The 22,732-nt window shown below is 60.8% G+C and carries 20 protein-coding genes; 13 read left to right on the top strand and 7 right to left on the bottom strand.

Features of this window, described 5'->3' with window-relative positions; genetic code table 11:
• Positions 1-27 precede the first annotated feature (27 nt).
• Genes JL474_RS13765 through JL474_RS13775 form a run of 3 tightly spaced genes read right to left on the bottom strand, consistent with a single transcriptional unit; the run spans position 28 to position 3,265 of the window.
• Positions 28-1,104, bottom strand: coding sequence for an ABC transporter ATP-binding protein (locus JL474_RS13765; RefSeq protein ID WP_203142502.1), 1,077 nt, complete (start codon positions 1,102-1,104; stop codon positions 28-30).
• A gap of 1 nt (position 1,105) precedes the next feature.
• Entirely contained in the window at positions 1,106-2,014 is a 909-nt protein-coding gene (gene argF, locus JL474_RS13770; protein WP_203142503.1) for an ornithine carbamoyltransferase, read from the bottom strand.
• 24 nt (positions 2,015-2,038) lie between these two features.
• On the bottom strand, positions 2,039-3,265 hold the full coding sequence (locus tag JL474_RS13775) for an aspartate aminotransferase family protein (protein ID WP_203142504.1): 1,227 nt from the start codon (positions 3,263-3,265) through the stop codon (positions 2,039-2,041).
• A 389-nt stretch (positions 3,266-3,654) separates the two neighbouring features.
• On the opposite strand from JL474_RS13775, the gene grxD reads away from it, so the two are divergent.
• The gene (grxD, locus tag JL474_RS13780) at positions 3,655-3,990 is read left to right on the top strand and encodes a Grx4 family monothiol glutaredoxin (RefSeq protein ID WP_123635852.1); all 336 of its coding nucleotides are present in this window, start codon (positions 3,655-3,657) and stop codon (positions 3,988-3,990) included.
• On the opposite strand, the gene JL474_RS13785 is transcribed toward grxD, so the two are convergent.
• The 4 genes from JL474_RS13785 to JL474_RS13800 all read right to left on the bottom strand — a co-directional run bounded on the left by JL474_RS13785 (position 3,991) and on the right by JL474_RS13800 (position 9,709).
• A complete protein-coding gene (locus tag JL474_RS13785) occupies positions 3,991-4,818 on the bottom strand; it encodes an energy transducer TonB family protein (RefSeq protein WP_203142505.1) in 828 nt (275 codons plus the stop codon). It lies immediately after the preceding gene.
• Between the two features lie 40 nt (positions 4,819-4,858).
• Positions 4,859-7,090, bottom strand: a complete 2,232-nt coding sequence (locus JL474_RS13790) for a DUF1631 domain-containing protein (RefSeq protein WP_203142506.1) — start codon at positions 7,088-7,090, stop codon at positions 4,859-4,861.
• A gap of 435 nt (positions 7,091-7,525) precedes the next feature.
• On the bottom strand, positions 7,526-8,803 hold the full coding sequence (locus JL474_RS13795) for an HlyC/CorC family transporter (RefSeq protein WP_203142507.1): 1,278 nt from the start codon (positions 8,801-8,803) through the stop codon (positions 7,526-7,528).
• A 102-nt stretch (positions 8,804-8,905) separates the two neighbouring features.
• On the bottom strand, positions 8,906-9,709 hold the full coding sequence (locus JL474_RS13800) for a cytochrome C assembly family protein (RefSeq protein ID WP_123635848.1): 804 nt from the start codon (positions 9,707-9,709) through the stop codon (positions 8,906-8,908).
• Positions 9,710-9,877: 168 nt separating this feature from the next.
• Here JL474_RS13800 and ffh point away from each other — a divergent pair, with 168 nt between their 5' ends.
• The 12 genes from ffh (at position 9,878) to lysS (ending at position 22,728) form a co-directional block, all read left to right on the top strand.
• A complete protein-coding gene (ffh, locus tag JL474_RS13805; RefSeq protein ID WP_123635847.1) occupies positions 9,878-11,263 on the top strand; it encodes a signal recognition particle protein in 1,386 nt (461 codons plus the stop codon).
• 203 nt (positions 11,264-11,466) lie between these two features.
• The gene (gene rpsP, locus JL474_RS13810) at positions 11,467-11,712 is read left to right on the top strand and encodes a 30S ribosomal protein S16 (RefSeq protein ID WP_123635846.1); all 246 of its coding nucleotides are present in this window, start codon (positions 11,467-11,469) and stop codon (positions 11,710-11,712) included.
• A gap of 37 nt (positions 11,713-11,749) precedes the next feature.
• Complete coding sequence (gene rimM, locus JL474_RS13815; RefSeq protein WP_123635845.1) at positions 11,750-12,277, top strand: ribosome maturation factor RimM; 528 nt, start codon at positions 11,750-11,752, stop codon at positions 12,275-12,277.
• 3 nt (positions 12,278-12,280) lie between these two features.
• The gene (trmD, locus tag JL474_RS13820) at positions 12,281-13,039 is read left to right on the top strand and encodes a tRNA (guanosine(37)-N1)-methyltransferase TrmD (protein ID WP_203142508.1); all 759 of its coding nucleotides are present in this window, start codon (positions 12,281-12,283) and stop codon (positions 13,037-13,039) included.
• 25 nt (positions 13,040-13,064) lie between these two features.
• Positions 13,065-13,421, top strand: a complete 357-nt coding sequence (gene rplS / locus JL474_RS13825) for a 50S ribosomal protein L19 (protein WP_123635843.1) — start codon at positions 13,065-13,067, stop codon at positions 13,419-13,421.
• Between the two features lie 87 nt (positions 13,422-13,508).
• Complete coding sequence (gene xerD, locus JL474_RS13830; protein WP_203142509.1) at positions 13,509-14,420, top strand: site-specific tyrosine recombinase XerD; 912 nt, start codon at positions 13,509-13,511, stop codon at positions 14,418-14,420.
• Between the two features lie 86 nt (positions 14,421-14,506).
• On the top strand, positions 14,507-15,274 hold the full coding sequence (locus tag JL474_RS13835) for a DsbC family protein (RefSeq protein ID WP_203142510.1): 768 nt from the start codon (positions 14,507-14,509) through the stop codon (positions 15,272-15,274).
• Between the two features lie 138 nt (positions 15,275-15,412).
• On the top strand, positions 15,413-16,714 hold the full coding sequence (locus JL474_RS13840; RefSeq protein WP_203142511.1) for a homoserine dehydrogenase: 1,302 nt from the start codon (positions 15,413-15,415) through the stop codon (positions 16,712-16,714).
• A gap of 69 nt (positions 16,715-16,783) precedes the next feature.
• A complete protein-coding gene (thrC, locus tag JL474_RS13845) occupies positions 16,784-18,184 on the top strand; it encodes a threonine synthase (RefSeq protein ID WP_203142512.1) in 1,401 nt (466 codons plus the stop codon).
• A 54-nt stretch (positions 18,185-18,238) separates the two neighbouring features.
• Positions 18,239-19,990 carry a single-stranded-DNA-specific exonuclease RecJ gene (gene recJ / locus JL474_RS13850; protein WP_203142513.1) on the top strand — a complete coding sequence of 584 codons (1,752 nt, stop codon included), beginning with the start codon at positions 18,239-18,241 and terminating at the stop codon, positions 19,988-19,990.
• A 66-nt stretch (positions 19,991-20,056) separates the two neighbouring features.
• Positions 20,057-21,152, top strand: a protein-coding gene (gene prfB / locus JL474_RS13855) for a peptide chain release factor 2 (protein WP_123635837.1) whose coding sequence is annotated in 2 segments (ribosomal slippage) — positions 20,057-20,119 and positions 20,121-21,152 — 1,095 coding nt in all. Because the reading frame shifts where the segments join, the coding sequence is not laid out codon by codon here.
• A gap of 64 nt (positions 21,153-21,216) precedes the next feature.
• Complete coding sequence (lysS, locus tag JL474_RS13860) at positions 21,217-22,728, top strand: lysine--tRNA ligase (protein ID WP_123635836.1); 1,512 nt, start codon at positions 21,217-21,219, stop codon at positions 22,726-22,728.
• Positions 22,729-22,732: the final 4 nt, after the last annotated feature.

Genomic DNA, 22,732 nt, shown 5'->3' on the forward strand with positions numbered 1-22,732 from the left:
CGCATTTTCTCGGCCTAACCGGGTTTTTCAGGTGCGTTCGAAGGCGATCAAATGGTCCGCCGCTACTCGCACGGGAACCGGTTCGCCCAGCCGAAAATCCAGATGGCTGCGGAACAGCGCTTCAAACTCCGTCTCGGCGGACAGCCGAAAGCGGTAGAGAGTCGAGGTGCCGGCAAATGTCTTCTCGATCACTTTAGGCTTCAAAGGCGAGTCGGGGTCGTAGACGATATCGTCCGGGCGAATCAGGACATCCACCAGCGTCCCCGGCGGCCAGGTGTAGGCCCGATTACCCCGGATCACGCCCAGTTCCGACTCTATGCTGTCCGGCCCCAGTGACTTTCCCTTGATGAACCCGCCTTGTCCCACAAAACCGGCCACAAAACGGTTGGCCGGCTCGTGATACAGGTTGTAGGGCACGTCCCACTGCTGGATGTGGCCGTCTTTCAGCACCGCCACCTGATCGCACATGGCAAAGGCTTCCTGCTGGTCGTGAGTGACCAGGATGGCGCTGATGCCGAGGGTTTTCAGAATATCCCGCACATCCAGGCTGAGGCGTCGACGCAGGTCGGCGTCCAGGTTGGAAAAGGGTTCGTCCAGAAGGATCAGGGTGGGTTCCGGTGCCAGTGCCCGGGCCAGGGCGACTCGCTGCTGCTGGCCACCTGACAGGGCATGAGGGTGGTCGTCGGCCAGGTCCTGTAGGTGCACCAGGTCGAGCAGCTCCCGGACTTTCTGCTGGCGTTCCGCGCGATCCAGGCCCTTGAGGCCGAAGGCAATGTTGTCGGCGACGGTCAGGTGCGGAAACAATGCGTAATCCTGGAACACCATGCCGATGCGCCGTTTCTCCGGCGGGACCGCTTTGCCCGGCACGCTGATGATCTGTCCGGCCAGGCTGATGCGCCCCGACTGCAGGGGCAGAAAGCCGGCAATAGCGCGCAGGATGGTGCTCTTGCCGCAACCGCTCGGACCCAGCAGGCAGCCGATATCGCCCTGGCCCAGGGACAGGCTGATCTGGCTCACCACCGGATTGCCGCTGTAGCCGCAGGTCAGGTCGTCAACCTCGAGCAGCCAGCCCTCTTCCGGGCGGGGCGCTGACTGTGCGCTCAACTCAGGCACCCAGTATCAGGAACTCGAGCAGCGCCTTCTGGGCGTGCAACCGGTTTTCGGCCTCATCCCAGACGATGGCGCTGGAATGGTCGAGCATGTCTTCGGATACTTCCTCGCCCCGATGGGCTGGCAGGCAATGCATGAACACCGCTTCCCGGTCGGCTTGTGCCATCAGGGCCGGGCTGACCTGGTAGGGGGCAAACGCCCGGGCCCGGGCCGCCTGTTCTTCTTCCTGGCCCATGGAGGCCCAGACGTCGGTGACGATCAGGTGGGCATCGCGTACCGCTTCCTCGGGCTCGCGAACGATACTGACGCGGTCGGCGTTCTCTTCAAGCAGGGTGCGGTCGGGCTCGTAGCCCTCGGGACAGGCGATGTTCAGGTGGAAATCGAACTGTTGTGCGGCGTTGATGTAGGAGGCGCACATGTTGTTGCCGTCACCGATCCAGGCGACCGTGGCGCCCTTGATGCTGCCCCGGTGTTCGCGATACGCCTGCATGTCGGCCAGTAACTGGCAGGGGTGAAAGTCGTCGGTCAGGGCGTTGATGACCGGTTTGGCGGACACGCTGGCAAAGCGCTCGATTTTATCGTGTTCGAAGGTCCGGATCATGACGGCATCCGACATGCTGGAAATCACCCGGGCGGTGTCCTCGATGGGTTCGCCACGACCCAGTTGGGTGTCGCGCGGGGACAGGAACAGGGCCGAGCCGCCCAGCTGCACCATGCCGGCTTCGAAGGAAACGCGGGTGCGGGTGGAGGATTTCTCGAAAATCATCGCCAGCACGCGGTTCTTCAGGGAGTCGCGCACGTCACCGGCACGCCAGCTCTTCTTCAGGGCAATGGCATTGTCGATGAGCTGGTCCAGTTCAGCGGGAGAAAAATCCAATAGGGTCAGAAAATGTCTAACGGCCATGCGTGTCATCCATACTTGGGAAAATCAGGGGGTTTTCGGAGGCTGGGGTTGCCCGTGGCGCGGCAAGTCACGGTCATCGCCAGCATACAGGCGCAGGATACGGATAACCTGATCGATCATCGTATCGGCTTCGTCGTCAGTCAGGGTCAGCGGCGGCAGCAGGCGAATGACCCGATCGGCAGTGACGTTCAGCAGCAGTCCCTGGGTCTTGGCCAGCGGGACCAGTTCGGCACAGGGGGACGTCAGTTCGATGCCGATCATCAAGCCCAGGCCGCGAATGTCACGGACATAGTCCGCACCATCGAAGGCGGCTTCCAGCCGCGAGCGCATGCGCTCGGCCAGTGACCGGGCCCGAGCCAGCAGATTGTCTTTTTCGAGGGTTTCGATCACTGCCATGGCCGCTGCACAGGCCAGTGGGTTACCGCCGAAGGTGGAGCCATGGTGGCCGGGTTGGAAGGTCCGGGCGGCGTCTCCCCGTGCCAGGCAGGCGCCGATCGGGAAGCCGTTACCCAGTCCCTTGGCGAGCGTGACCACATCCGGCGTGACGCCATAGGCCTGGTAGGCGAAATGGTGGCCGCTGCGCCCGTTGCCGGTCTGGATCTCGTCCAGCATCATCAGCCAGCCATGATGGTCGCAGACTTCGCGAATGCCTTGCAGCCAGATCGGATCGGCCACGTTGACGCCCCCTTCGCCCTGGACCGGCTCCACCAGCACCGCCACCACGTTCGGGTTGGAGCGGGCGATGGCGTCAAAGGCGTCGAGATCGTTGAACGGCGCCCGTACGAAACCGCTGACCAGCGGCTCGAAGCCGGCCTGGACCCTGCGGTTGCCGGTGGCTGTCAGGGTGGCGAGAGTGCGTCCGTGGAAGGAGCGATCCATGACGATGATCGCCGGCGAATGAATGCCGCGGTTGTGGCCGTACAGCCGGGCCAGTTTGATGGCGCACTCGTTGGCCTCGGCGCCGGAATTGGCGAAGAAAACGCCGTCCATGCCGGAGATGTCGCACAGCTTGCGGGCGAGTGTTTGTTGAGTGGTACTGTGGAACAGGTTGGAACAGTGCATCAGGCGCGCGGCCTGCTCCTGGATGGCCTGGGTGACCGCTGGGTGCGCGTGGCCAAGTCCGGTCACTGCAATACCGCAAAAGGTATCCAGGTACCGGTTGCCATCCTCGTCGTAGAGCCACGGCCCCTGGCCGTGATCGAAGACGATTGGCAGTCGCCCGTAGGTGTTAAGCAGCGGCTGATCCGCCATAGCCTCTCCCCATCAAGGGTGTTCTGGATAAAGGCCCGCTGACACAGGATGAACCGGGTAACCGCTGAATGCCCGCGACAGCAGCCCGGGAAGGGCATCGACGGGGATGATTCAGGGAATTCCTGGGCTCAAAGAAATAGGAAACGCCGGCAAGCGGTTGGTCCGCGCCGGTAAGCTGAGCGTACAGGAACTGTGATCAGAGAGCCTGCTATAAAGCAGGCAAGACATAGTATCGGTAATTCCGGATGTTGACAATGCAAGCCTGCAGCCCGATTTCATGGGACGGCGGCCCGCATGGCCAGGGTTTTTGCAGCCGTGTACAATGGCGCTAATCCAATGAACGGTGATTCCCGGCGAACGCCGGCAAGACCACGAGGTAGATTCTGACTATGGATATTAACGAAACCATCAAGAGCCAGCTCCAGGACAACCCGATTATCCTGTACATGAAGGGCTCTCCCCAGCAACCGCAGTGCGGCTTCTCGGCGCGCACGGTGCAGGCGCTGATGGCCTGTGGCGAACGGTTTGCGTACGTGAATATCCTCGACAACCAGGAGTTGCGCGAGGCGCTGAAGGTCTACTCCAACTGGCCGACTTACCCACAGCTTTACATCAACGGTGAGCTGGTTGGCGGCTGTGATATCGTGCTGGAAATGTCCGAGAACGGCGAGCTGGCCGAAATGGTGAAGGCGGCCTCTGCCAAGCAGGAAGACGCCGAAGGCTGATCAGGGGCTGCGTGGCGAGAAGCGCAGTTCCACCTGAAATCGAAAACCCTGATCCCGAGCCGATTCCGGCGGTTCGGGGTAGGGGCTCGCCGAGAGAGCGCTTTGCACCGCGGCTCTGTCCAACTCCCGCTTCCCGGAACTTTCGATGGTTTCAACCTGCCTGAGTGTCCCGTTGTCCATCAGGACCAGTTCCAGTCGCACCGTGCGTATCCGTTTGAGCTCGTGAATGGAGCGGACGGGCCGGTGGTCCAGTTCCTCGCTGATATGCTGCCAGAGCAGGGCCACGTAGGGATCCTGTTCCGCCCTTCGCTGTGTCATTTGGGTGTGCTTATCCGGTGTGACCGGCTGCCGGGCGGTCTCGGGCGCGCCGGCGCCGCTTTCCTGGCTGGCCACTGACGCCGGGCTGGCGGCGCTCGCGCGTGCGTTGCGGGTGCTACTTTGTGTCTGTTGAGTCGATGCTGGCGCTACCGTGTGTGTCGGCTGGCGGTTGGCTGTCGATTCGGGTTGCGTCTCAGCACGTGGCTGCTTGCCTTGCCGGGTGACAATGGGGTCTTTGGCTTCCCGGGGCGGTTTCGGTGGCTGGTCGGTGGACGTTGACGCAGACGGCGCCGCCGAAGCGCTGGGGGTGCTGGCCTGGCTGGCTGTGCTGGGCGTGTCGCCGGGGTCAAGCAGGGTAAAGTGAATCGCCGCGGGCGGTTTGTCGGGTTGCTGGCGTAGCCAATGGACCACCGCGGCCAGAATCAGGGTATGGAGCAGGAGAGCCAGTGACAGCGTCAGGGCCAGTCGGACAGACACCGGCTGGGCATTGGATTGACCGCGCAACGGCATGGCGCTCCTGCATCAACGAACAACTGCAGGGGACACTATCCTATCCGGTATTGCGCCGCAAGCTGCCGACCACCGCATCGAGAGCCCGGTCAATCAATGCGCCCTGTTCGAGCACGGTTAACCGTCCGCGGCGCATTTCATGGGCCAGGTCGATGCGGGTTTTCTCGATGACTTTCAGGCCCATCCGATTCACGAAGACAAAGCAGTCTGCCTCTTCGATGATCGCCGAGAGTTTGCAGCGGAACCGGGCTCCGTTGACCAGATTGAATTCCACCCAGTGACCGATGTCGATCGCATCGATCTTGTTGACGTACTCGGCCGTGGCGGCGTCTTCGATTTCCTGCTGACGCTGGATCGCCGTCGGCGCACCGTCGGCATCGGTCTCCGGCTCTTCTGCTCTGGCCGGGGTTGGCGGCACGCTGCGGGCGCTGCTTTCCTGGGCCTCGGCAAGGGCGTGGGCCCGGAAGGCTTCGGTCAGTTCGTGCTTGAGGTCCCGCATCATGGTGTCGAGGCCCGCGGAATTGTAGGACACTTCCTCCAGTCCGGCGCGCAATGATTTGAGCAGCCCGGGCACGACGCGCACCCACTGATCCCGCTCGTCATCTTCGAGATGTGGATGCAGGCACCAGATCAGGTCATCCACCACGCGTACCGACTGGTTCCAGCGATGCTCCACATCGTCGCGGAGATAGGCCAGGAACATGACGCGGCTCCAGCCGTTGGTCAGGATGTTGTGGATCGTATCAGGAACCTGATGTTTGTTCAGGCGCTCCTGAAGCAGGTTGTCCACGGTCTCCTGGGCCTTCTGTGACTTGATGCGACCCCGCTCGGACTCTCGGGTACGCTGTTCCACCAGCGTCGCTTTGCGGTTTTCCTTGGCCAGGAACTGGTCGAACTCTTCATTCAGCTGTTCGAACAGGCTGATGTCTCCGTCAAATTCGTTCAGGATGCGCAGCACGATGTTATGAATCTGTTCGTAAAGTTTGTCCCGGGTCTTCTCGTCGCTTTCGCTCCAGCCGATACCGGCACGAGCGAGGGAGTTGAGCAGCTTGCGGGCCGGATGCGTGGCTCGGCTGAAGAAGCTCTTATCCTTGATGACCACCTTGAGAATCGGGATTTGCAGGCGACTGATGAGCACCTGTATCGGCGCCGACAGGTTGTAGTCATCCAGGATAAATTCAAACAGCATCGAGACGAGGTTGATCAGATCCTCGTCACTTTCGTTGAGGGCTGCCGGTTTGCCGTCGCTGGTTTTTTGTTGCTGTAGCAGGTTTTCGACGATGGAGTGCAGGTCAACGACGACCGGCTCACCGCGGCTCAGGTTGTCGCTGGCCTGGACATCCGCGGATTGGGGCAGCTGTGTCAGTATCTGATAGAGCTCGGCGCCGCCGAGCACATGGACGTTCGGGTTGGCTGCGCGCGGTTGCCCGCCATGGCTGCGTTGTTGGGCCAGCAGATCGCGGATCTGCTCGAAGATCGCCGCGCCGCGATCGACGCCCTCGCTTTCCGCCTCGACCGACGGCGCCGGCGCTGATTTCTCGGTACTGCTGTCAGCCGGCTTCTGGGCCGTCTGGCTGGCCTTGCCGTGATAACGGAAATTGGGGATCACGCCGGCCTGGATCAGGATCCGGTTGGCTTCGTCCAGCAGCATACCGAGGTTGGAGACGACGTAGCGATCGAACTGCTTGAGGACGATCAGGCGCTCACGAATCTGGATCTCCAGCGCCTGGGCCGCCTCAACAAAGGCGCTGCACAGGTGCTCGGGCGCCATCGGATTGACGGGGTCATCGTCCGTGGCGTTGGGATAGACCGAGCTGAAACGGGTCTGAAGCTGGAGCAGGGGGCCCTGAAAGTAAGCGCGCGCCTTGGAAATCATGGCGTTCATCGCCACCTGTTCTTCCAGTTCGTCGTTCTGGACCAGGGACAGGGTATCGGCGGTCGTGGCGCTGTGATCGACCACTTCCGGCGCGGCGCTCCGCGGCGGTGTCACAAACAGTTGGCCGACGGCGGACTGGAAATGTTTCTCGACGCCTTTGCGCTTGATGCGGATTTCCCGCATCGCTTCGAAGTAGCGATTTTGCTCGTTGTTGCTGCGCGCGTTGTTGGCCAGCTCGAACAGGGAGTCGTCCACGGCGTCGAAGGCGCCCTGCAGCAGGTCGCCCAGCCCGGCCACGACGGTATCCCGTATCTTGCTGATTTCCTTGGGCAAGCCAGCAGTGTTCCCCGGGCCCTTGTGCTCGTGGAGATAATGTATGCCGGACTGCTTGTTCATGGCCAACTCCTTGCTACGCCTCAACCGGATACATGACCGAGCGGAACTTTCCTTATCGTTATCGTTATTCTGGCACTGGGTGCCTGTACGGTGTTATTCGGAATCGCTATCACTTCATGCACGTTCCTTGAGAATAAACACAAACCCTCTCAAAGTGTATGGACGTGCTGAGACATTAACAAAATATAACATCACAACGACGATCAGACCGCCCTGAAGCAGGGGCAGTCCGGGCCATTGTGGATGCCTTTCGTCGCTCAAATCCGGTGCTCTTCCATGCCCGGTGCGCCATGTTGCCGGCTTGGAAGGCTGTCCGGCGACACAGCATGGGTTCAGTGTCCGAGTGGGCGTTCGAGCGGTCAAGCAAACGCTTAAATTTTAATCGTTCAAAAACGGTCTTTCTTATGCGTTAGCGAGCTAATGGGGCCTGGATGATCAGGTGCGTTGCTTCTGTCGGCGCAAGGGTGGGTGGACCGTCGCCGCCTTGACCACGTTATCCTTGATCTGCAGGACCTCGATGCGAATGCCTTTGACCGTGAGGCAGACGTTGTTCTCCGGGATGGTTTCCAGGGTTTCCGTGATCAGGCCGTTCAGGGTTTTGGGGCCATCGGTCGGCAATTTCCAGCCAAGGGTCTTGTTGATGGTGCGGATGTGGGCCGAGCCATCAATGATGTAGGTGCCATCGTCCTGCGGAATCAGGTCGGGGCTGGTGGCGGCGTAGTCGGTGGTGAAGTCACCGACGATTTCCTCAAGGATGTCTTCCAGCGTGGCGATGCCCAACACGTCGCCGTACTCGTCCACCACCACGCCAATGCGCCGCTTGGCCTTCTGGAAGTTGATCAGCTGCAGGTGCAGTGGGGTGCTTTCGGGAATGAAGTAGGGCTCCCGGCACAGTTGCATCAGCATGGCCTTGTTGATGTCGTCCTGCATCAGCAGCTTGGACAGGTTGCGCAGGTGCAGCATGCCCTGGATGTTGTTGATGTCGCCCTTGAATACTGGCAGGCGTGTGTGCTGGCTGCTGCGCATCTGGCGCAGGATGGTTTCCAGGTCGTCGTCCAGGTCGATCCCCACCACTTCGTTGCGCGGCACCATGATGTCGTTCACCGTGACCTTCTCCAGGTCCAGGATGCTGACCAGCATGTCTTTGTGCTTGCGCGGAATCAGCGCGCCGGCTTCGTTGACCAGGGTGCGCAGTTCTTCACGGCTGAGGTGGTCGCTGGAAGCGTCTTTGGCAGAGATTCGAAGAAGTCTCAGGATGGCACCGGTGAACAGGTTAACCAGCCAGACAAAAGGGTAGAGGATAAATAGCATTGGCCGGAGGGCGTAGCTCGCGGGAAATGCAATTCGTTCGGGAAAGAGGGCGGCCAGGGTTTTTGGTGTGACCTCGGCGAAAATCAGGATCGCGACCGTTAAAAGGAAGGTCGCAATCATTATTCCTGCGTCACCCCATAGTCGGACGCCGATTATGGTGGCGATTGAGGATGCGGAAATATTTACGAAATTGTTGCCGATCAGAATAACTCCGATCAGACGGTCGGTCCGCTGCAGCAACTTGTCGGCGAGTTTGGCGCCGCGATGTCCGGTTTTGGCGAGGTGCTTCAATCGGTAGCGGTTGAGCGTCATCATGCCGGTTTCCGAGCTGGAGAAAAATGCGGACATGGCAATGAGAGCGACAAGGATGGTGAAGAGCGCCGAAAGCGGTGCCTCGTTCAAGCAGGGGGATCCTTTTATTGCTGACGATAAGAAAGGTGAAGATAGGAAGTTGCGGCGCGGAGTGTCAAGCGTTGTGCTGCGTCATTACGCCGCTCGTGCCGATCATTGCTGGTGGAAGATGAACGCCAGGGCGAATTTGCTGCCGTAGTAGCTGATCATCAGCAGCGCGCAGCCGGCCAGGGTCCAGCGACTGGCTGTCTGACCGCGCCAGCCCTGGGTGTAGTGGCCGATCAGTAGTCCGGTGAAGACAAACCAGGACATGATCGAGAACAGGCTTTTATGGGCCAGGTTCTGGTCGAACATGTTGTGAATGAACAGGGCCCCGGTAATGATGGCGAGGGTCAACACAATGACGCCGGCCCAGAGCAGTTCGAACAGCAGCGATTCCATGGTCAGTAGCGGCGGTAGGTTACGGATCAGCAGGCTGTTATAGTTCCGCTTGAGTTGACGGTTCTGCAAGTTGACCAGAAAGGCCTGGATGGCTGCCAGGGTGAACAGGCTGTAGGCGGTGATCGCCAGTGCGATATGCGCCAGCATGCCCCAGTTGCTTTGTGACACGTAATGCGGAGGCGAGTGGAACAGCAACATGAAGACGACGGTCAGCGCGGCCAGGGGGTAGGCGGCCAGGAACAGGATCTGCATCGGCTTGCGGCTGTTGAGAATCAGCAACAGCAGTACCACGAACCAGGATATGAGCAGGGAGGCCGGAAACAGACCCATATTAATGGTGCTGGTTTCCGGGATGCGATCCCAGATCAGGGCGCCGTGGCTGACCAGGGCCAGAACGCCGATCAATGACGTCAGGCCGCGATTGGGCTTGATCCTTCCGCGGAAGACGAGGGTCTGCATGGCAGTGCCCACGCTATAAAGGAAGAGTGTCGTGACCGCGAGGATGAGGGTGCCCATGGCGTGTTCTGGTTAGTCCGTTTATCGTTGGCTGGTTCGTCTGAGAGCGACAGTCTGGTTATAATGTGCCGATTGTGCAACTGGAATCAATCTTTGACGGCCCGCAACATGCTGTAAATCGGGCCTGTTTCGTATTCATGCGCTATTCACAGAGAATGCCGAGTCACCATGTTTGAGAATCTTACCGATCGCCTGTCAGGTAGCCTGCGCAAAATTCAGGGCAAGGCGAAGCTGACTGATGACAATATAAAGGACACCCTGCGCGAAGTGCGCAAAGCGCTGCTGGAAGCCGACGTGGCCCTGCCGGTGGTGAAGGACTTCATTGCGGACGTGCGTCGCCGTGCCGTGGGGACCGAGGTCAAGCGAAGCCTGACACCGGGCCAGGTGTTCATCAAAGTGGTCCAGGACGAGCTGGTCCGGGTCATGGGCTCGGCCAACGAAGACCTCAATCTCGCCACCCAGCCGCCGGCCGTGGTCATGATGGCGGGCCTGCAGGGTGCCGGTAAAACCACGACTGTGGCCAAGCTGGCGCGCCATCTTCAGGAGCGTCGCAAGAAGTCGGTGATGGTGGTCAGCGCCGATATCTATCGCCCGGCCGCCATCCAGCAGCTGGAAACGCTGGCCGGGGAAGTGGAGGCTGAATTCTTCCCCAGTTCCACCGACCAGGATCCGGTTGCCATTGCCGAGGGCGCGATCGATGCGGCCCGCAAAAAACACATTGATGTCGTGATTCTGGATACCGCCGGTCGTCTGCACGTGGATGAGCAGATGATGGGTGAGATCGGTCGTCTGCAGAAAGCGGTCAAGCCAGTCGAAACCCTGTTCGTGGTCGATGCCATGACCGGTCAGGATGCGGCCAACACGGCCAAGGCGTTCAACGACGCGTTGGAGCTGACCGGTGTCGTGCTGACCAAGACCGATGGCGATGCCCGTGGCGGTGCTGCGCTGTCCGTGCGTCACATTACCGGCAAGCCGGTGAAGTTCCTGGGTGTCGGCGAAAAGACCGAGGCGCTGGAATCGTTCCATCCGGATCGGGTGGCGTCACGCATCCTGGGTATGGGGGACGTGCTGTCGCTGATCGAGGAAGCGGAGCGCAAGATCGACAAGGCGAAGGCGGACAAGCTCACCCGCAAGATCAAGAAGGGTAAGAGCTTCGACTTGGAAGATTTCCGCGATCAGCTGCAGCAGATGAAGAGCATGGGCGGCGTCGGTGGTCTGCTCGACAAGCTGCCTGGCATGGGCAACATGGCCCAGATGGCAGAGCAGCAGGTGAACGACAAGAGCATGGGGCAGCTGGAAGCCATTATCTGCTCCATGACGTCGAAAGAACGGCGCAACCCCGATGTTATCAATAACTCCCGCAAGCGCCGCATCGCGACGGGTTCCGGTACGCAGATTCAGGACGTCAATCGACTGCTCAAGCAGCACAAGCAGATGTCCAAGATGATGAAGAAGCTCGGCAAGAAAGGCGGCATGGCCAACATGATGCGCGGCATGCAGGGCATGATGCCGCCGGGTGGCGGTGGCGGCGGGATGCCGCCATTCGGTCGCTGATATCGCTTTGCCGACGAGCCGGATCGCGCCTCCGTGAAAACCACGATCCGATCCGGCGAAAAAGGCAGCGTTTAGCTGTTTTCATTGGCCGGGAATTAGCATAGAATAGCGCCCCTTTCGAGTATGGGTCTTCGCGCCATGGGCTGATATTGCCGGCGCGAACAGGACAACGTTCGTATCAACAGAACAGGATATTGGTCGAAATGGTAACTATCCGTTTGGCTCGTGGTGGCTCCAAGAAGCGCCCGTTCTACCATCTGACAGTCACTGACAGCCGTAACGCACGTAACGGTCGTTTCATTGAGCGTGTCGGTTTCTTTAACCCGGTTGCCCGCGGTGGCGAAGAGCGTCTGCGTGTTAACCAGGAGCGCGTTCAGCACTGGGTTGGCCAAGGCGCGCAAACCAGCGATCGCGTTGCCAAGCTTCTGAAGGAAGCGGCAGCACAGTAATTCGCTGGCATTACGTTTTACGAACCGGGGCTTATGTATGGCAGAACAATCGCAGGAAACTGTGATCGGTCGCATTACCTCGGTTTTCGGGGTCAAGGGATGGGTGAAAGTCTATTCCTACACGGATCCCATGGAAGGCATTCTCAATTACCGTCACTGGCATGCAATCCAGGCGGGAAAACGGATCAGCCTTGAAGTAGCCGAAGGCAAACGCCATGGGCCCGGCATTGTTGTCCGGCTCAAGGGTGTCGACGATCGGGAAGTTGCCCGGTCGTACTGTGGTCTCGATATCACCGTCCCGCTGGACGAGTTGCCGGACCTTCCGGCCGGTGAATACTACTGGCATCAGTTGGAAGGGCTGCGCGTCGAGACGCCCGGTGGCGAGTGCCTGGGTGCGGTCAAGAATCTGATGGAAACCGGCGCCAACGACGTGATCGTCGTGCGGCCGACCAAAGATTCGATCGACAACCGGGAACGGTTGATACCGTATCTGCCTGACCAGGTCGTCCAGCGGATCGATCTGGACTCGGGATTGCTGGTTGCGGATTGGGACCCGGAGTTCTGATCGGTGTGGATCGGCGCAGTCAGTCTGTTTCCGGACATGTTCGATGCCGTGCTGGAATACGGTGTGACCGGCCGCGCGGTTCGTGATGGGCTGCTGACGGTGGAGCGCTGGAATCCACGGGATTTCACGCACGACCGTCACCGGACGGTTGATGATCGCCCCTACGGTGGCGGCCCGGGCATGTTGATGAAAATCCAGCCCTTGCGGGACGCCATCCACGCTGCAAAAGCGGCGGCGGGCGGTGATGCAACGGTGGTTTACTTGTCGCCCCAGGGCGAGCCGCTCAACCAGGCGTTGGTTGAAGAGCTTGCGGGCGCCGAGCGACTGGTTCTTGTCGCCGGGCGCTACGAAGGGGTCGACGAGCGTTTGATCTCGGAAGAGGTCGATCGCGAAGTGTCCCTGGGGGATTTTGTCCTGTCCGGGGGAGAGCTGGCTGCAATGGCCGTGATTGATGCGGTAACCCGCTTCATTCCAGGTGCACTGGGCCATGCGCAGTCGGCAGAACAGGACTCGTTTGCCGATGGATTGTTGGACTGTCCGCATTACACCCGTCCCGAGGTTTATGAGGGGCAGCGGGTGCCGGAGGTCCTCCTTGGCGGGCATCACGAGCAGATCCGGCGCTGGCGGCTGAAACAGTCGCTGAAGCGGACCTGGGAGAGGCGCCCCGATTTGCTGGAAAATCGGCAGCTTTCCGATGAAGAGCGAGAGCTGCTGGAGCAGGCTTTGAACGAACCGGGTGCCTCTGGGTCATCAGGGCATTGATAGATTGGGTATTCAGGAGTTAACGATGAGCGGCAAGAACAACATCATCAGTCAGATTGAAACGGAGCAGATGACCCGGGAAATCCCGGAGTTTGGTCCAGGCGACACCGTCGTGGTTCAGGTCCGTGTGACCGAAGGTAACCGTGAGCGTCTGCAGGCTTTCGAAGGCGTGGTTATCGGCAAGCGCAATCGCGGCCTCAACTCGTCCTTCACCGTACGTAAGGTGTCTTACGGCGTCGGTGTTGAGCGTACTTTCCAGACGTTCAGTAAGCTGATCGACAGCGTTTCCGTGAAGCGTCGCGGTGACGTGCGTCAGGCCAAGCTGTACTACCTGCGCGAACTGTCTGGCAAGGCAGCACGCATCAAGGAAAAGCTCAACTAAGAGTCACTGCCCTTTTGGCGTGATTGTTGTGAGCAATGAAAAGGCAGCCTTGCGGGGCTGCCTTTTTGCGTTTCGGGGTGGCTGTCCATGACGACGTGTCGTGAAGAAAATCAGGCGTTGATGCGACGTTTCAATGATGCGCTCTGGCTTGAGTTTGGGCTGGGGGAGCGGACCCGGGAGGCCTACCTGGGCGATCTGACCCGGTTGTCGCTGTGGCTGGATCAGCAGCCGGACCAGCCCTTGTTGCGGGACGCCAGCCGGATCAATCTTCTGGCCTGGATCTCGGAGGGCATGGCTGCGGGAACGCGGGCCTCGACGGCGGCCCGTCGCCTGTCCGGACTGCGCCGCTTCTATCGGTTCCTGTTGCGAGAAGGGATCATCGCTGAAGATCCCACCCTCCGTATCGACAGCCCGAACCAGCCCAAGCGCCTGCCGGATACCCTGTCGGAGCAGGATGTGGAGCAGCTGTTGGCCGAGCCCGACCCGACCGTACCGATCGAGCTGCGTGACCGTGCGATGCTGGAAATTCTCTACGGTTGCGGATTGCGCGTGTCCGAACTGGTTAATCTCGCGGTGGACCAGGTGAATCTGCGTCAGGGCGTGGTCCGGATCACCGGTAAGGGGGATAAGGAGCGGCTGGTGCCGATGGGGGAGGAGGCGCTCGACTGGCTCTCCCGTTATATGCGGGAAGCGCGGGGCGAGCTCTTGCGGCAGCGGCCGGCCGATGCCCTGTTTCCCGGAAATCGCGCCCAGGCCATGACCCGCCAGACCTTCTGGCACCGGATCAAACTGTATGCCCGTCGCGCCGGTATTAATAAGAAGCTCTCGCCCCATACCCTGCGCCATGCGTTTGCGACTCACTTGCTGAACCACGGTGCCGATCTGCGGGTAGTGCAGATGCTGCTGGGGCATGCCGACCTTTCCACCACCCAAATCTATACCCACGTGGCCCGTCAACGACTGCAGGAGCTGCACGGCGAACATCATCCCCGCGGTTGATCGTCTAAACGAGACTGGTGCCCCGAACTTTCAGCGGGTATTGTTGTCCACGACTTCGATGTGCCAATGACCTTTAAAGAGGCTTCATGAGACAGTTTATTCAGGGCCGTATTCTGGCGGCCTGCTTGTTTGCACTGGCCGGCCTGGCCACTGCTCCCGTTGCCCTGGCGGCAGACAAGACCGCCTCCGGCGATGTGGAAGCGGCGATTACCCAGCGTCTTGAAACCGCTATCCCGGGGCTTCAGATCCAGGGTGTGGCGCCATCGGACATTGATGGCTTCTACGCGGTGTCCACCAACAATCCGGACATGATCTACTCGACCGCAGACGGTCAGTATTTCTTCGTGGGCGATCTCTATCACGTGAGTCAGCAGGGCGGCCTCGACAACGTAACGGAGAAGTCCCGGGCTCAGAGCCGTGCCAAGCTTATCGCCGATGTGGATCCGGACGAGATGATCAACTTCTCGCCCAAGGGGCAGGCCAAGGCCAATATCTATGTGTTCACGGATATCGACTGCCCTTACTGCCGCAAGCTGCATAAAGACGTTCCCCGCCTCAACGAATTGGGGATAGCCGTGCATTACCTGGGGTATCCGCGGACCGGGCCCAACACGCCGTCGTTCCGCAAGTACGTTTCGGTCTGGTGCTCGGACAACCCCAAGGCCGCCATGGATGATGCCAAGGCGGGCAATGCCGTGCCCTCGAAAACCTGCGACAACCCGGTCCTCGAACAGTATCGGCTGGGCGGCGAAGTCGGCGTGACCGGAACCCCTGCCATCGTACTGGAAGACGGCCGCATGGTGCGTGGCTACGTTCCGCCCGATCAGCTGGCGAAGGGTCTGGGCATTCTCTGACCCCGGCCCCATCCCGACGGAATCACAGGATAAAGCCGCGAGCGTTTTTTTCAGGCGCCAATCGTTATAAACTGCCGCGCTGGGACCGCGTTTGTGTCGTGGTCCCCTGTGCAATTCATCTGGATCAGGGGTGTAAGCTTGAAAGAGGTCAGAGTCGGAATCTGCGGACTGGGAACCGTCGGTGGCGGTACTTACAACGTGCTGACGCGCAATGCGGAGCTGATTGCCGGTCGGGCAGGGAGTCCGATTCGAATTAGTCGCGTGGCGTCCCGCAGGCGCCGTGACGACATTGACCTGGGCGACATTCCTTTCAGCAACGACATCTTCGAGATCACCAAAGCGGATGATGTCGACATCGTGGTTGAGCTGATTGGCGGCTACGACGTGGCTCGGGAACTGGTTCTCGCCGCCATTGAAAACGGCAAGCATGTGGTGACAGCCAACAAGGCGCTGATCGCCGTCCACGGCAACGAAATTTTTGAGGCCGCGGCCAAGCGTGGCGTGATCGTCGCCTATGAAGCCGGTGTCGCCGGCGGTATTCCGGTCATCAAGGCGGTGCGTGAAGGTATGGCCGGGAACCGCATCGACTGGATTGCCGGCATCATCAACGGTACCGGCAACTACATCCTGACCGAGATGCGGGCCGGACGAGCGTTCGACGAAGTCCTGCGCGAAGCTCAGGACAAAGGCTACGCCGAAGCCGACCCTACCTTCGATGTGGAAGGCATCGACGCGGCGCACAAGCTTACCATCCTGGCCTCGGCCGGATTCGGTGTGCCGCTGCAGTTTGAGCGCGCCTACACCGAAGGGATTTCCCGTATCACCCCGTATGACATCGCCCACGCCGAATTGCTGGGTTACCGCATCAAGCACCTGGGCATCGCCCGTCGCCGCGAGAATGGCATCGAATTACGGGTTCACCCGACACTGGTGCCCCAGAGCCACCTGATTGCCCAGGTCGACGGCGTTCTGAATGCCGTGCTGGTCGACGGCGATGCCGTTGGCCAGACCATGTACTACGGTCCGGGTGCCGGCGATGAAGCCACCGCCTCGGCGGTGATTGCCGATATCGTCGACGTGGCCCGCAGCGTTGCCGCCGAAAGCCAGCAGCGTGTGCCTTACCTGGGCTTCGAGCCCAGCGCCCTGGAAAACCTCGACGTGCTGCCGATGGAAGATATCCAGTCCGCCTACTACCTGCGGATCCAGGCGCTCGACCGCCCGGGTGTGCTGGCGAAAGTCGCTTCCGTTCTCAGCGAGCATGGCATCAACATCGAGTCGATCATGCAGAAGGAATCCGAGCTGGAAGAGGGCAAGATTCCGGTGATTATCCTCACCCACACGGTGCAGGAGCGGCAGATCAACCGCGCCATTGAAGAGCTGGAAGCCCTGTCCGACATCCAGGAAAAAGTGGTTCGTATCCGGGCTGAAAACTTCAACTGAGACAGCGCTGCTGTCCATTGGTAATCCGGGTGGCCGGCCGGGCGCCGCCACCCCAGACAGGATTTGATCGTGAGATATATCAGTACGCGCGGTAGCGCGCCTTCCCTGGGGTTTGAAGATGTTCTGCTGACCGGTCTGGCCACCGATGGTGGCCTCTACGTGCCGGAGTCCCTGCCCAAGTTCAGCCTGGAAGAAATCCGCAGTTGGCGGGGGCTGTCGTACAGCGATCTGGCCTTCAAGGTGATGTTCCCGTTCGTTGAGGAGGCCATTCCCGCAGACGATTTCCGGGCGATGCTCGACGACACCTACAGCCAGTTCGCCCACAAGGCGGTCGCGCCGCTGGTGCAACTGGACAGCAATGAATGGGTGATGGAGCTGTTCCGCGGTCCGACCCTGGCGTTCAAGGATTTTGCCCTGCAGCTGCTGGGCCGCTTGCTGGATTATGTGCTGGAAAAGCGCAAGCAGCACGTGGTCATTATGGGCGCTACATCCGGCGATACCGGTTCTGCGGCCATTGAGGGCTGTCGCCGTTGCGAGCACGTGGACATCTTCATCCTTCACCCTTATCAGCGGGTGTCGGAGGTGCAGCGTCGCCAGATGACGACCGTGCAGGGCGACAATATTCACAACCTCGCGGTGAAGGGCAACTTCGACGACTGCCAGCGCATGGTCAAGGCCAGCTTTGGCGACCAGTCTTTCCTCAAAGGCAAGACCCAGTTGGTGGCAGTCAACTCGATCAACTGGGCGCGGATCATGGCCCAGATCGTCTATTACTTTCAGGCGTCGCTGGCGCTGGGCGGTCCGGATCGCAGCATGGCCTTCTCGGTGCCCACCGGTAACTTCGGCGATATCTTTGCCGGTTATCTGGCGCGTGAGATGGGGCTGCCGATCAGCCAGCTGGTGATCGCGACCAACCAGAACGACATCCTGCACCGTTTCATGAGTGGCAACCGCTACGAGCAGCAGCAGCTGGAACATACCCTGTCGCCCAGCATGGACATCATGGTCTCCAGCAACTTCGAGCGACTGCTGTTCGATCTGCACGGTCGTGACGGGGATGCGGTGCGTGACCTGCTGGAGCGGGCCCAGCAAGGGCCGGTCAGCATCGAGGATTACCGCTGGAAGAACGCGCGCAAGCTGTTCGACAGCGCTGCCGTGGACGATACCGGCACCTGCGATACCATTCGCGATGTCTTCGAGACCAACGAATACCTGCTGGATCCGCACACAGCGATCGGCGTGAAGGCCGCCCGGACCTGTCGGCGCGATCCTGCCGTGCCGATGATCACGCTGGGAACTGCGCATCCGGCCAAATTCCCGGACGCGGTCAAACAATCGGGCGTGGGGGTGACACCTGAGTTGCCCCAGCATCTCGCGGATCTGTTCGATCGGGAGGAGCGTTACACCGTACTGGAGGATGACCTGGGCGCCGTCCAGGGCTTCATCGCTTCCCACTGGAAACACGCCTGATCGTTGTGCGGCCCCGTCGGGGCCGCATTGCATTCAACTGTCTGAAAAAACATTATGACGCCACGCAAAATCGTCCGGCGTCCCCTGCCGGACCAGCCAGCCGACTGGGGCCATGCCCTGCCACCCCTGCTCAAGCGACTCTATATGGCGCGCGGAGTCCGGTCCGAAGCCGAGTTGAGCTACACCCTGCGGGAGCTGGCGTCGCCGTTTGACCTGCGCGGCATTGGTCGTGCAGTCACGCTGATTGCCGAGGCCATTCGGGAAAAGCAGCGCATCCTGATCCTGGGGGATTTCGACGCGGATGGCGCTACCAGCACCACCGTTGCCATGCTGGGACTCCAGATGATGGGCGCCGCTTCCCTGGATTTTCGCGTGCCCAGCCGGTTTTCCGACGGGTATGGCCTGACGCCGGGCATTATCGAGCGCCTGGAAGAGGAGGGCGCACTGCCGGATCTGTTGATTACCGTAGACAACGGTATCGCGGCGGTCGATGGCGTGGCGGCGGCGGTGCAGCGGGGCATCCGCGTGGTGGTCACCGATCACCACTTGCCCGGCGACGAACTGCCGAACGCGGATGCCATCGTCAACCCTAACCAGAAGGGCTGTCCTTTCCTGAGCAAGAACGCCGCCGGCGTCGGCGTCATGTTCTATGTGCTGACCGCCTTGCGGCGTCATCTGGCGGAACAGGGCATGCTTGAAGGCAAGGGGCCGAACCTGGGGTGTCTGCTGGATCTGGTCGCCCTTGGCACGGTCGCTGACGTGGTGCCGCTGGACCACAACAACCGTATTTTCGTCGAGCAGGGACTGCGCCGGATCCGCCAGGGCGAAGCACGGCCCGGTATCCTGGCGTTGCTGGACGTGGCGGGCCGGGATCATACCCAGATCAGCGCGACGGATCTGGGCTTCGTGGTGGGCCCTCGCCTGAATGCGGCAGGCCGGCTGGATGACATGAGCCTGGGCATCGCCTGCCTGCTGGCGGATTCCCGGGACGAAGCGCGCCGCCTGGCCAACGAACTCGACCAGATGAACCGTGAGCGCCGCACTATCGAGTCCGGCATGAAAGAGCAGGCCCAGGAGCTGCTGGCATCGCTCTCGCTGGACATCGACGGTCTGCCCTGGGGGCTGGCGCTGTACGATCCGGACTGGCACCAGGGCGTGATCGGGATCCTGGCCGCGCGCATCCGCGAGCAGACCCATCGTCCGGTCATCGCCTTTGCCCCGGATGACGGCGGTGAGCTGCTGAAAGGATCGGCGCGCTCGATCCCAGGCTTGCACATCCGCGATGTGCTGGCGGCGGTGGATGCCCGCCATCCGGGCCTGCTGAAAAAGTTTGGTGGCCATGCCATGGCGGCCGGTATGTCGATTGGCGCCGACCAGTTGGATGCTTTCTCGGCGGCGTTTGACGGGGTGGTTCGCGAAGCCATCACGGCCGACGCGCTGGAGGCGTCGATCACCACCGACGGCACGCTGGCGCCGCATGAGCTGAACCTGGATACGGCCTACACGCTGAAACGCTCGGGGCCGTGGGGGCAGCATTTCCCGGAGCCGGCATTCGATGGTGAGTTTGAAGTCATCAACCAGCGGATTGTGGGTGAGAAGCATCTCAAGATGGTGCTGCGTCCCCAGGGCGGTGGCGATGTGATCGACGGCATTGCGTTCAATACCGGCGCCGACGTGCCCGACTTCACCCGAACCGGCGCCCGCATCGTCTACAAGCCGGACGCCAACACCTTCCGCGGGCGCACACAGCTGCAGCTGCTGGTGGACTACATCGAGCCGGCTGATTTCGCGGCGGAAGTCCGGTAAAATGCCCGGCTGGCCGGAGCCTCCGGCCATGTATCCGATTTATTCTTTTCGTCAAATGGATGCTACATGGAAATCAATCCGATACTGAATACCATCAAGGATCTCCGGGAGCGCACTGAAGCGCTTAGGGGGTATCTTTGACTACGATCAGCGGAGTGAACGACTGGTCGAAGTAGAGCGCGAACTGGAGAACCCCGCTGTGTGGGAGGATCCGGAACGGGCCCAGAACCTGGGCAAGGAGCGCGCCAACCTGGAGCTGATCGTCACGACGATCGACAAGCTCACCACCGGGCTGGCCGATGCCGAGGATCTGATCCAGATGGCCGCCGAGGAAGAGGACGAGCAGGCGGGTGCCGATGTCCAGGCGGATCTGGCGGAGCTGGACAAAGACCTGGAAAAGCTCGAATTCCGCCGCATGTTTTCCGGCGAGATGGACGAGAACAACGCCTACCTGGACATCCAGGCCGGCTCCGGCGGTACGGAAGCCCAGGACTGGGCCAACATGCTGCTGCGCATGTTCCTGCGCTGGGCCGAGCGCCGGGGGTTCAAGGCGGACATCGTCGAGCTGCAGGAAGGGGAAGTGGCCGGTATCAAGAGTGCCACCATCCACATCCAGGGCGAGTACGCGTACGGCTGGCTGCGGACGGAAACCGGCGTGCATCGCCTGGTGCGCAAGTCCCCGTTCGACTCCGGCAATCGCCGTCACACGTCGTTTTCCTCGGTCTTCGTATCGCCGGAAGTGGACGACAGCTTCGAGATCGAGATCAATCCGGCGGATCTGCGGGTTGACGTCTACCGCGCCTCCGGGGCCGGTGGTCAGCATGTTAACCGGACCGAGTCCGCGGTTCGTCTGACGCACTTGCCGACCAATACGGTGGTGGCCTGTCAGGCCGGCCGTTCCCAGCACCAGAACAAAGACCAGGCCATGAAACAGCTCAAGGCCAAACTGTTCGAGCTGGAAATGCAGAAGCGCAACGCCGAGAAGCAGAAGCAGGAAGACGCCAAGTCCGACATCGGCTGGGGCAGCCAGATTCGCTCCTACGTCCTCGACGACAGCCGGGTCAAGGACCTGCGCACCAAGGTGGAAACCAGCAACACCCAGGCCGTGCTGGACGGTGACATCGACAAGTTCATCGAAGCCAGCCTGAAAATGGCCCTTTAATCTGCAAACCAACCGCGGTCCCGGCGGCGTCATCCGCCGGGCCTGAACACGCTAGCGAGAGATCATGACCGACCAGACCCCCAACGCCGTAACGCAGGACGACAACAAGCTCATTGCCGAGCGTCGTGCCAAGCTGGCCGAATTGCGCGAGCAGGGCAACGCCTTCCCCAACGATTTCCGACGTGACAGCACGGCGGCGGAATTGCAGAAGGCCTACGGCGATAAATCGAAGGAAGAGCTGGAAGAGCTGGGTCTGGAAGTGGCCATCGCAGGCCGCCTGATGCTTGATCGCAAGGCGTTCAAGGTGGTCCAGGACGTGAGTGGCCGGATTCAGGTATACGCCTCCAAGGACGTGCAGAAGGACACCAAACACTGGGATCTGGGCGATGTCATCGGGGTTCGCGGCAAACTGTGCAAATCCGGCAAGGGCGATCTGTACGTGATGATGGATGAGTACAAGCTGCTCACCAAGTCCCTGCGCCCGCTGCCAGAAAAGCACAAGGGCCTGACCGACACCGAGATGCGCTATCGCCAGCGCTACGTCGACCTGATGGTCAACGAGGATTCGCGCCGCGTGTTCGAGGCCCGCTCGAAGATCATCAACAGCATCCGCAACTACTTCGCCGAGCGTGACTTCATCGAGGTGGAAACGCCGATGCTGCAGGCCATTCCCGGTGGTGCCACCGCGCGTCCGTTCATTACCCATCACAATGCGCTGGGCATGGATATGTACCTGCGCATTGCACCTGAACTCTATCTCAAGCGCCTGGTGGTGGGCGGTTTCGAGCGGGTGTTCGAGATCAATCGCAACTTCCGTAACGAGGGGCTCTCGACCCGGCACAACCCCGAGTTCACCATGCTGGAGTTCTACCAGGCGTACGCGGACTATAACGACCTGATGGATCACACCGAGGCCATGCTGCGGCAAGCGACCGAGAAAGTCCTCCAGACCACGACCGTCACCAACACCCGGCTGCTGGCCGACGGCGAGACCGAAACCGTGGAATACGATTTCGGCAAGCCTTTCGAGCGCCTGACGGTGTTCGATTCCATCCTGCGGTTTAATCCGGACATCAAGGCCGAAGACCTGGCGGATGCCGACGCGGCCCGGCGCATCGCGTCGGACATGGGTATTCCACTGAAGGAAGGTTGGGGGCTGGGCAAGGTCCAGATCGAGATCTTCGAGAAGACCGTCGAGCATCGCCTGATGCAGCCCACGTTCATCACCGAGTACCCGACGGAAGTGTCTCCACTGGCCCGCCGCAAGGATGCCAACCCGTTCGTCACCGAGCGTTTCGAGTTCTTCGTCGGTGGTCGCGAGATCGCCAACGGCTTCTCGGAGTTGAACGACGCCGAGGACCAGGCCGAGCGTTTCCGTGAACAGGTGGCGGAAAAAGAGGCTGGCGACGACGAAGCCATGTTCTACGACGAGGATTACGTCGCCGCCCTGGAATACGGCCTGCCGCCGACGGCGGGCGAAGGGATTGGCATCGACCGGCTGACCATGCTGCTGACCGATTCGCCGTCCATTCGGGACGTGATCCTGTTCCCGGCGATGCGTCCGGAAAAGGCCTGAGTCC

This window comes from Marinobacter mangrovi (genome assembly GCF_016798325.1).
GTDB classification, from domain to species: Bacteria; Pseudomonadota; Gammaproteobacteria; order Pseudomonadales; family Oleiphilaceae; genus Marinobacter_A; species Marinobacter_A mangrovi.

Excerpts from the sequence above, each read along its gene's own strand:
- argF (WP_203142503.1), bottom strand. The coding sequence starts at position 2,014 with ATGGCCGTTAGACATTTTCTGACCCTATTGGATTTTTCTCCCGCTGAA.
- JL474_RS13775 (WP_203142504.1), bottom strand. The coding sequence starts at position 3,265 with ATGGCGGATCAGCCGCTGCTTAACACCTACGGGCGACTGCCAATCGTC.
- grxD (WP_123635852.1), top strand. The coding sequence starts at position 3,655 with ATGGATATTAACGAAACCATCAAGAGCCAGCTCCAGGACAACCCGATT.
- JL474_RS13785 (WP_203142505.1), bottom strand. The coding sequence starts at position 4,818 with ATGCCGTTGCGCGGTCAATCCAATGCCCAGCCGGTGTCTGTCCGACTG.
- JL474_RS13790 (WP_203142506.1), bottom strand. The coding sequence starts at position 7,090 with ATGAACAAGCAGTCCGGCATACATTATCTCCACGAGCACAAGGGCCCG.
- JL474_RS13800 (WP_123635848.1), bottom strand. The coding sequence starts at position 9,709 with ATGGGCACCCTCATCCTCGCGGTCACGACACTCTTCCTTTATAGCGTG.
- ffh (WP_123635847.1), top strand. The coding sequence starts at position 9,878 with ATGTTTGAGAATCTTACCGATCGCCTGTCAGGTAGCCTGCGCAAAATT.
- rpsP (WP_123635846.1), top strand. The coding sequence starts at position 11,467 with ATGGTAACTATCCGTTTGGCTCGTGGTGGCTCCAAGAAGCGCCCGTTC.
- rimM (WP_123635845.1), top strand. The coding sequence starts at position 11,750 with ATGGCAGAACAATCGCAGGAAACTGTGATCGGTCGCATTACCTCGGTT.
- rplS (WP_123635843.1), top strand. The coding sequence starts at position 13,065 with ATGAGCGGCAAGAACAACATCATCAGTCAGATTGAAACGGAGCAGATG.
- xerD (WP_203142509.1), top strand. The coding sequence starts at position 13,509 with ATGACGACGTGTCGTGAAGAAAATCAGGCGTTGATGCGACGTTTCAAT.
- JL474_RS13835 (WP_203142510.1), top strand. The coding sequence starts at position 14,507 with ATGAGACAGTTTATTCAGGGCCGTATTCTGGCGGCCTGCTTGTTTGCA.
- recJ (WP_203142513.1), top strand. The coding sequence starts at position 18,239 with ATGACGCCACGCAAAATCGTCCGGCGTCCCCTGCCGGACCAGCCAGCC.
- lysS (WP_123635836.1), top strand. The coding sequence starts at position 21,217 with ATGACCGACCAGACCCCCAACGCCGTAACGCAGGACGACAACAAGCTC.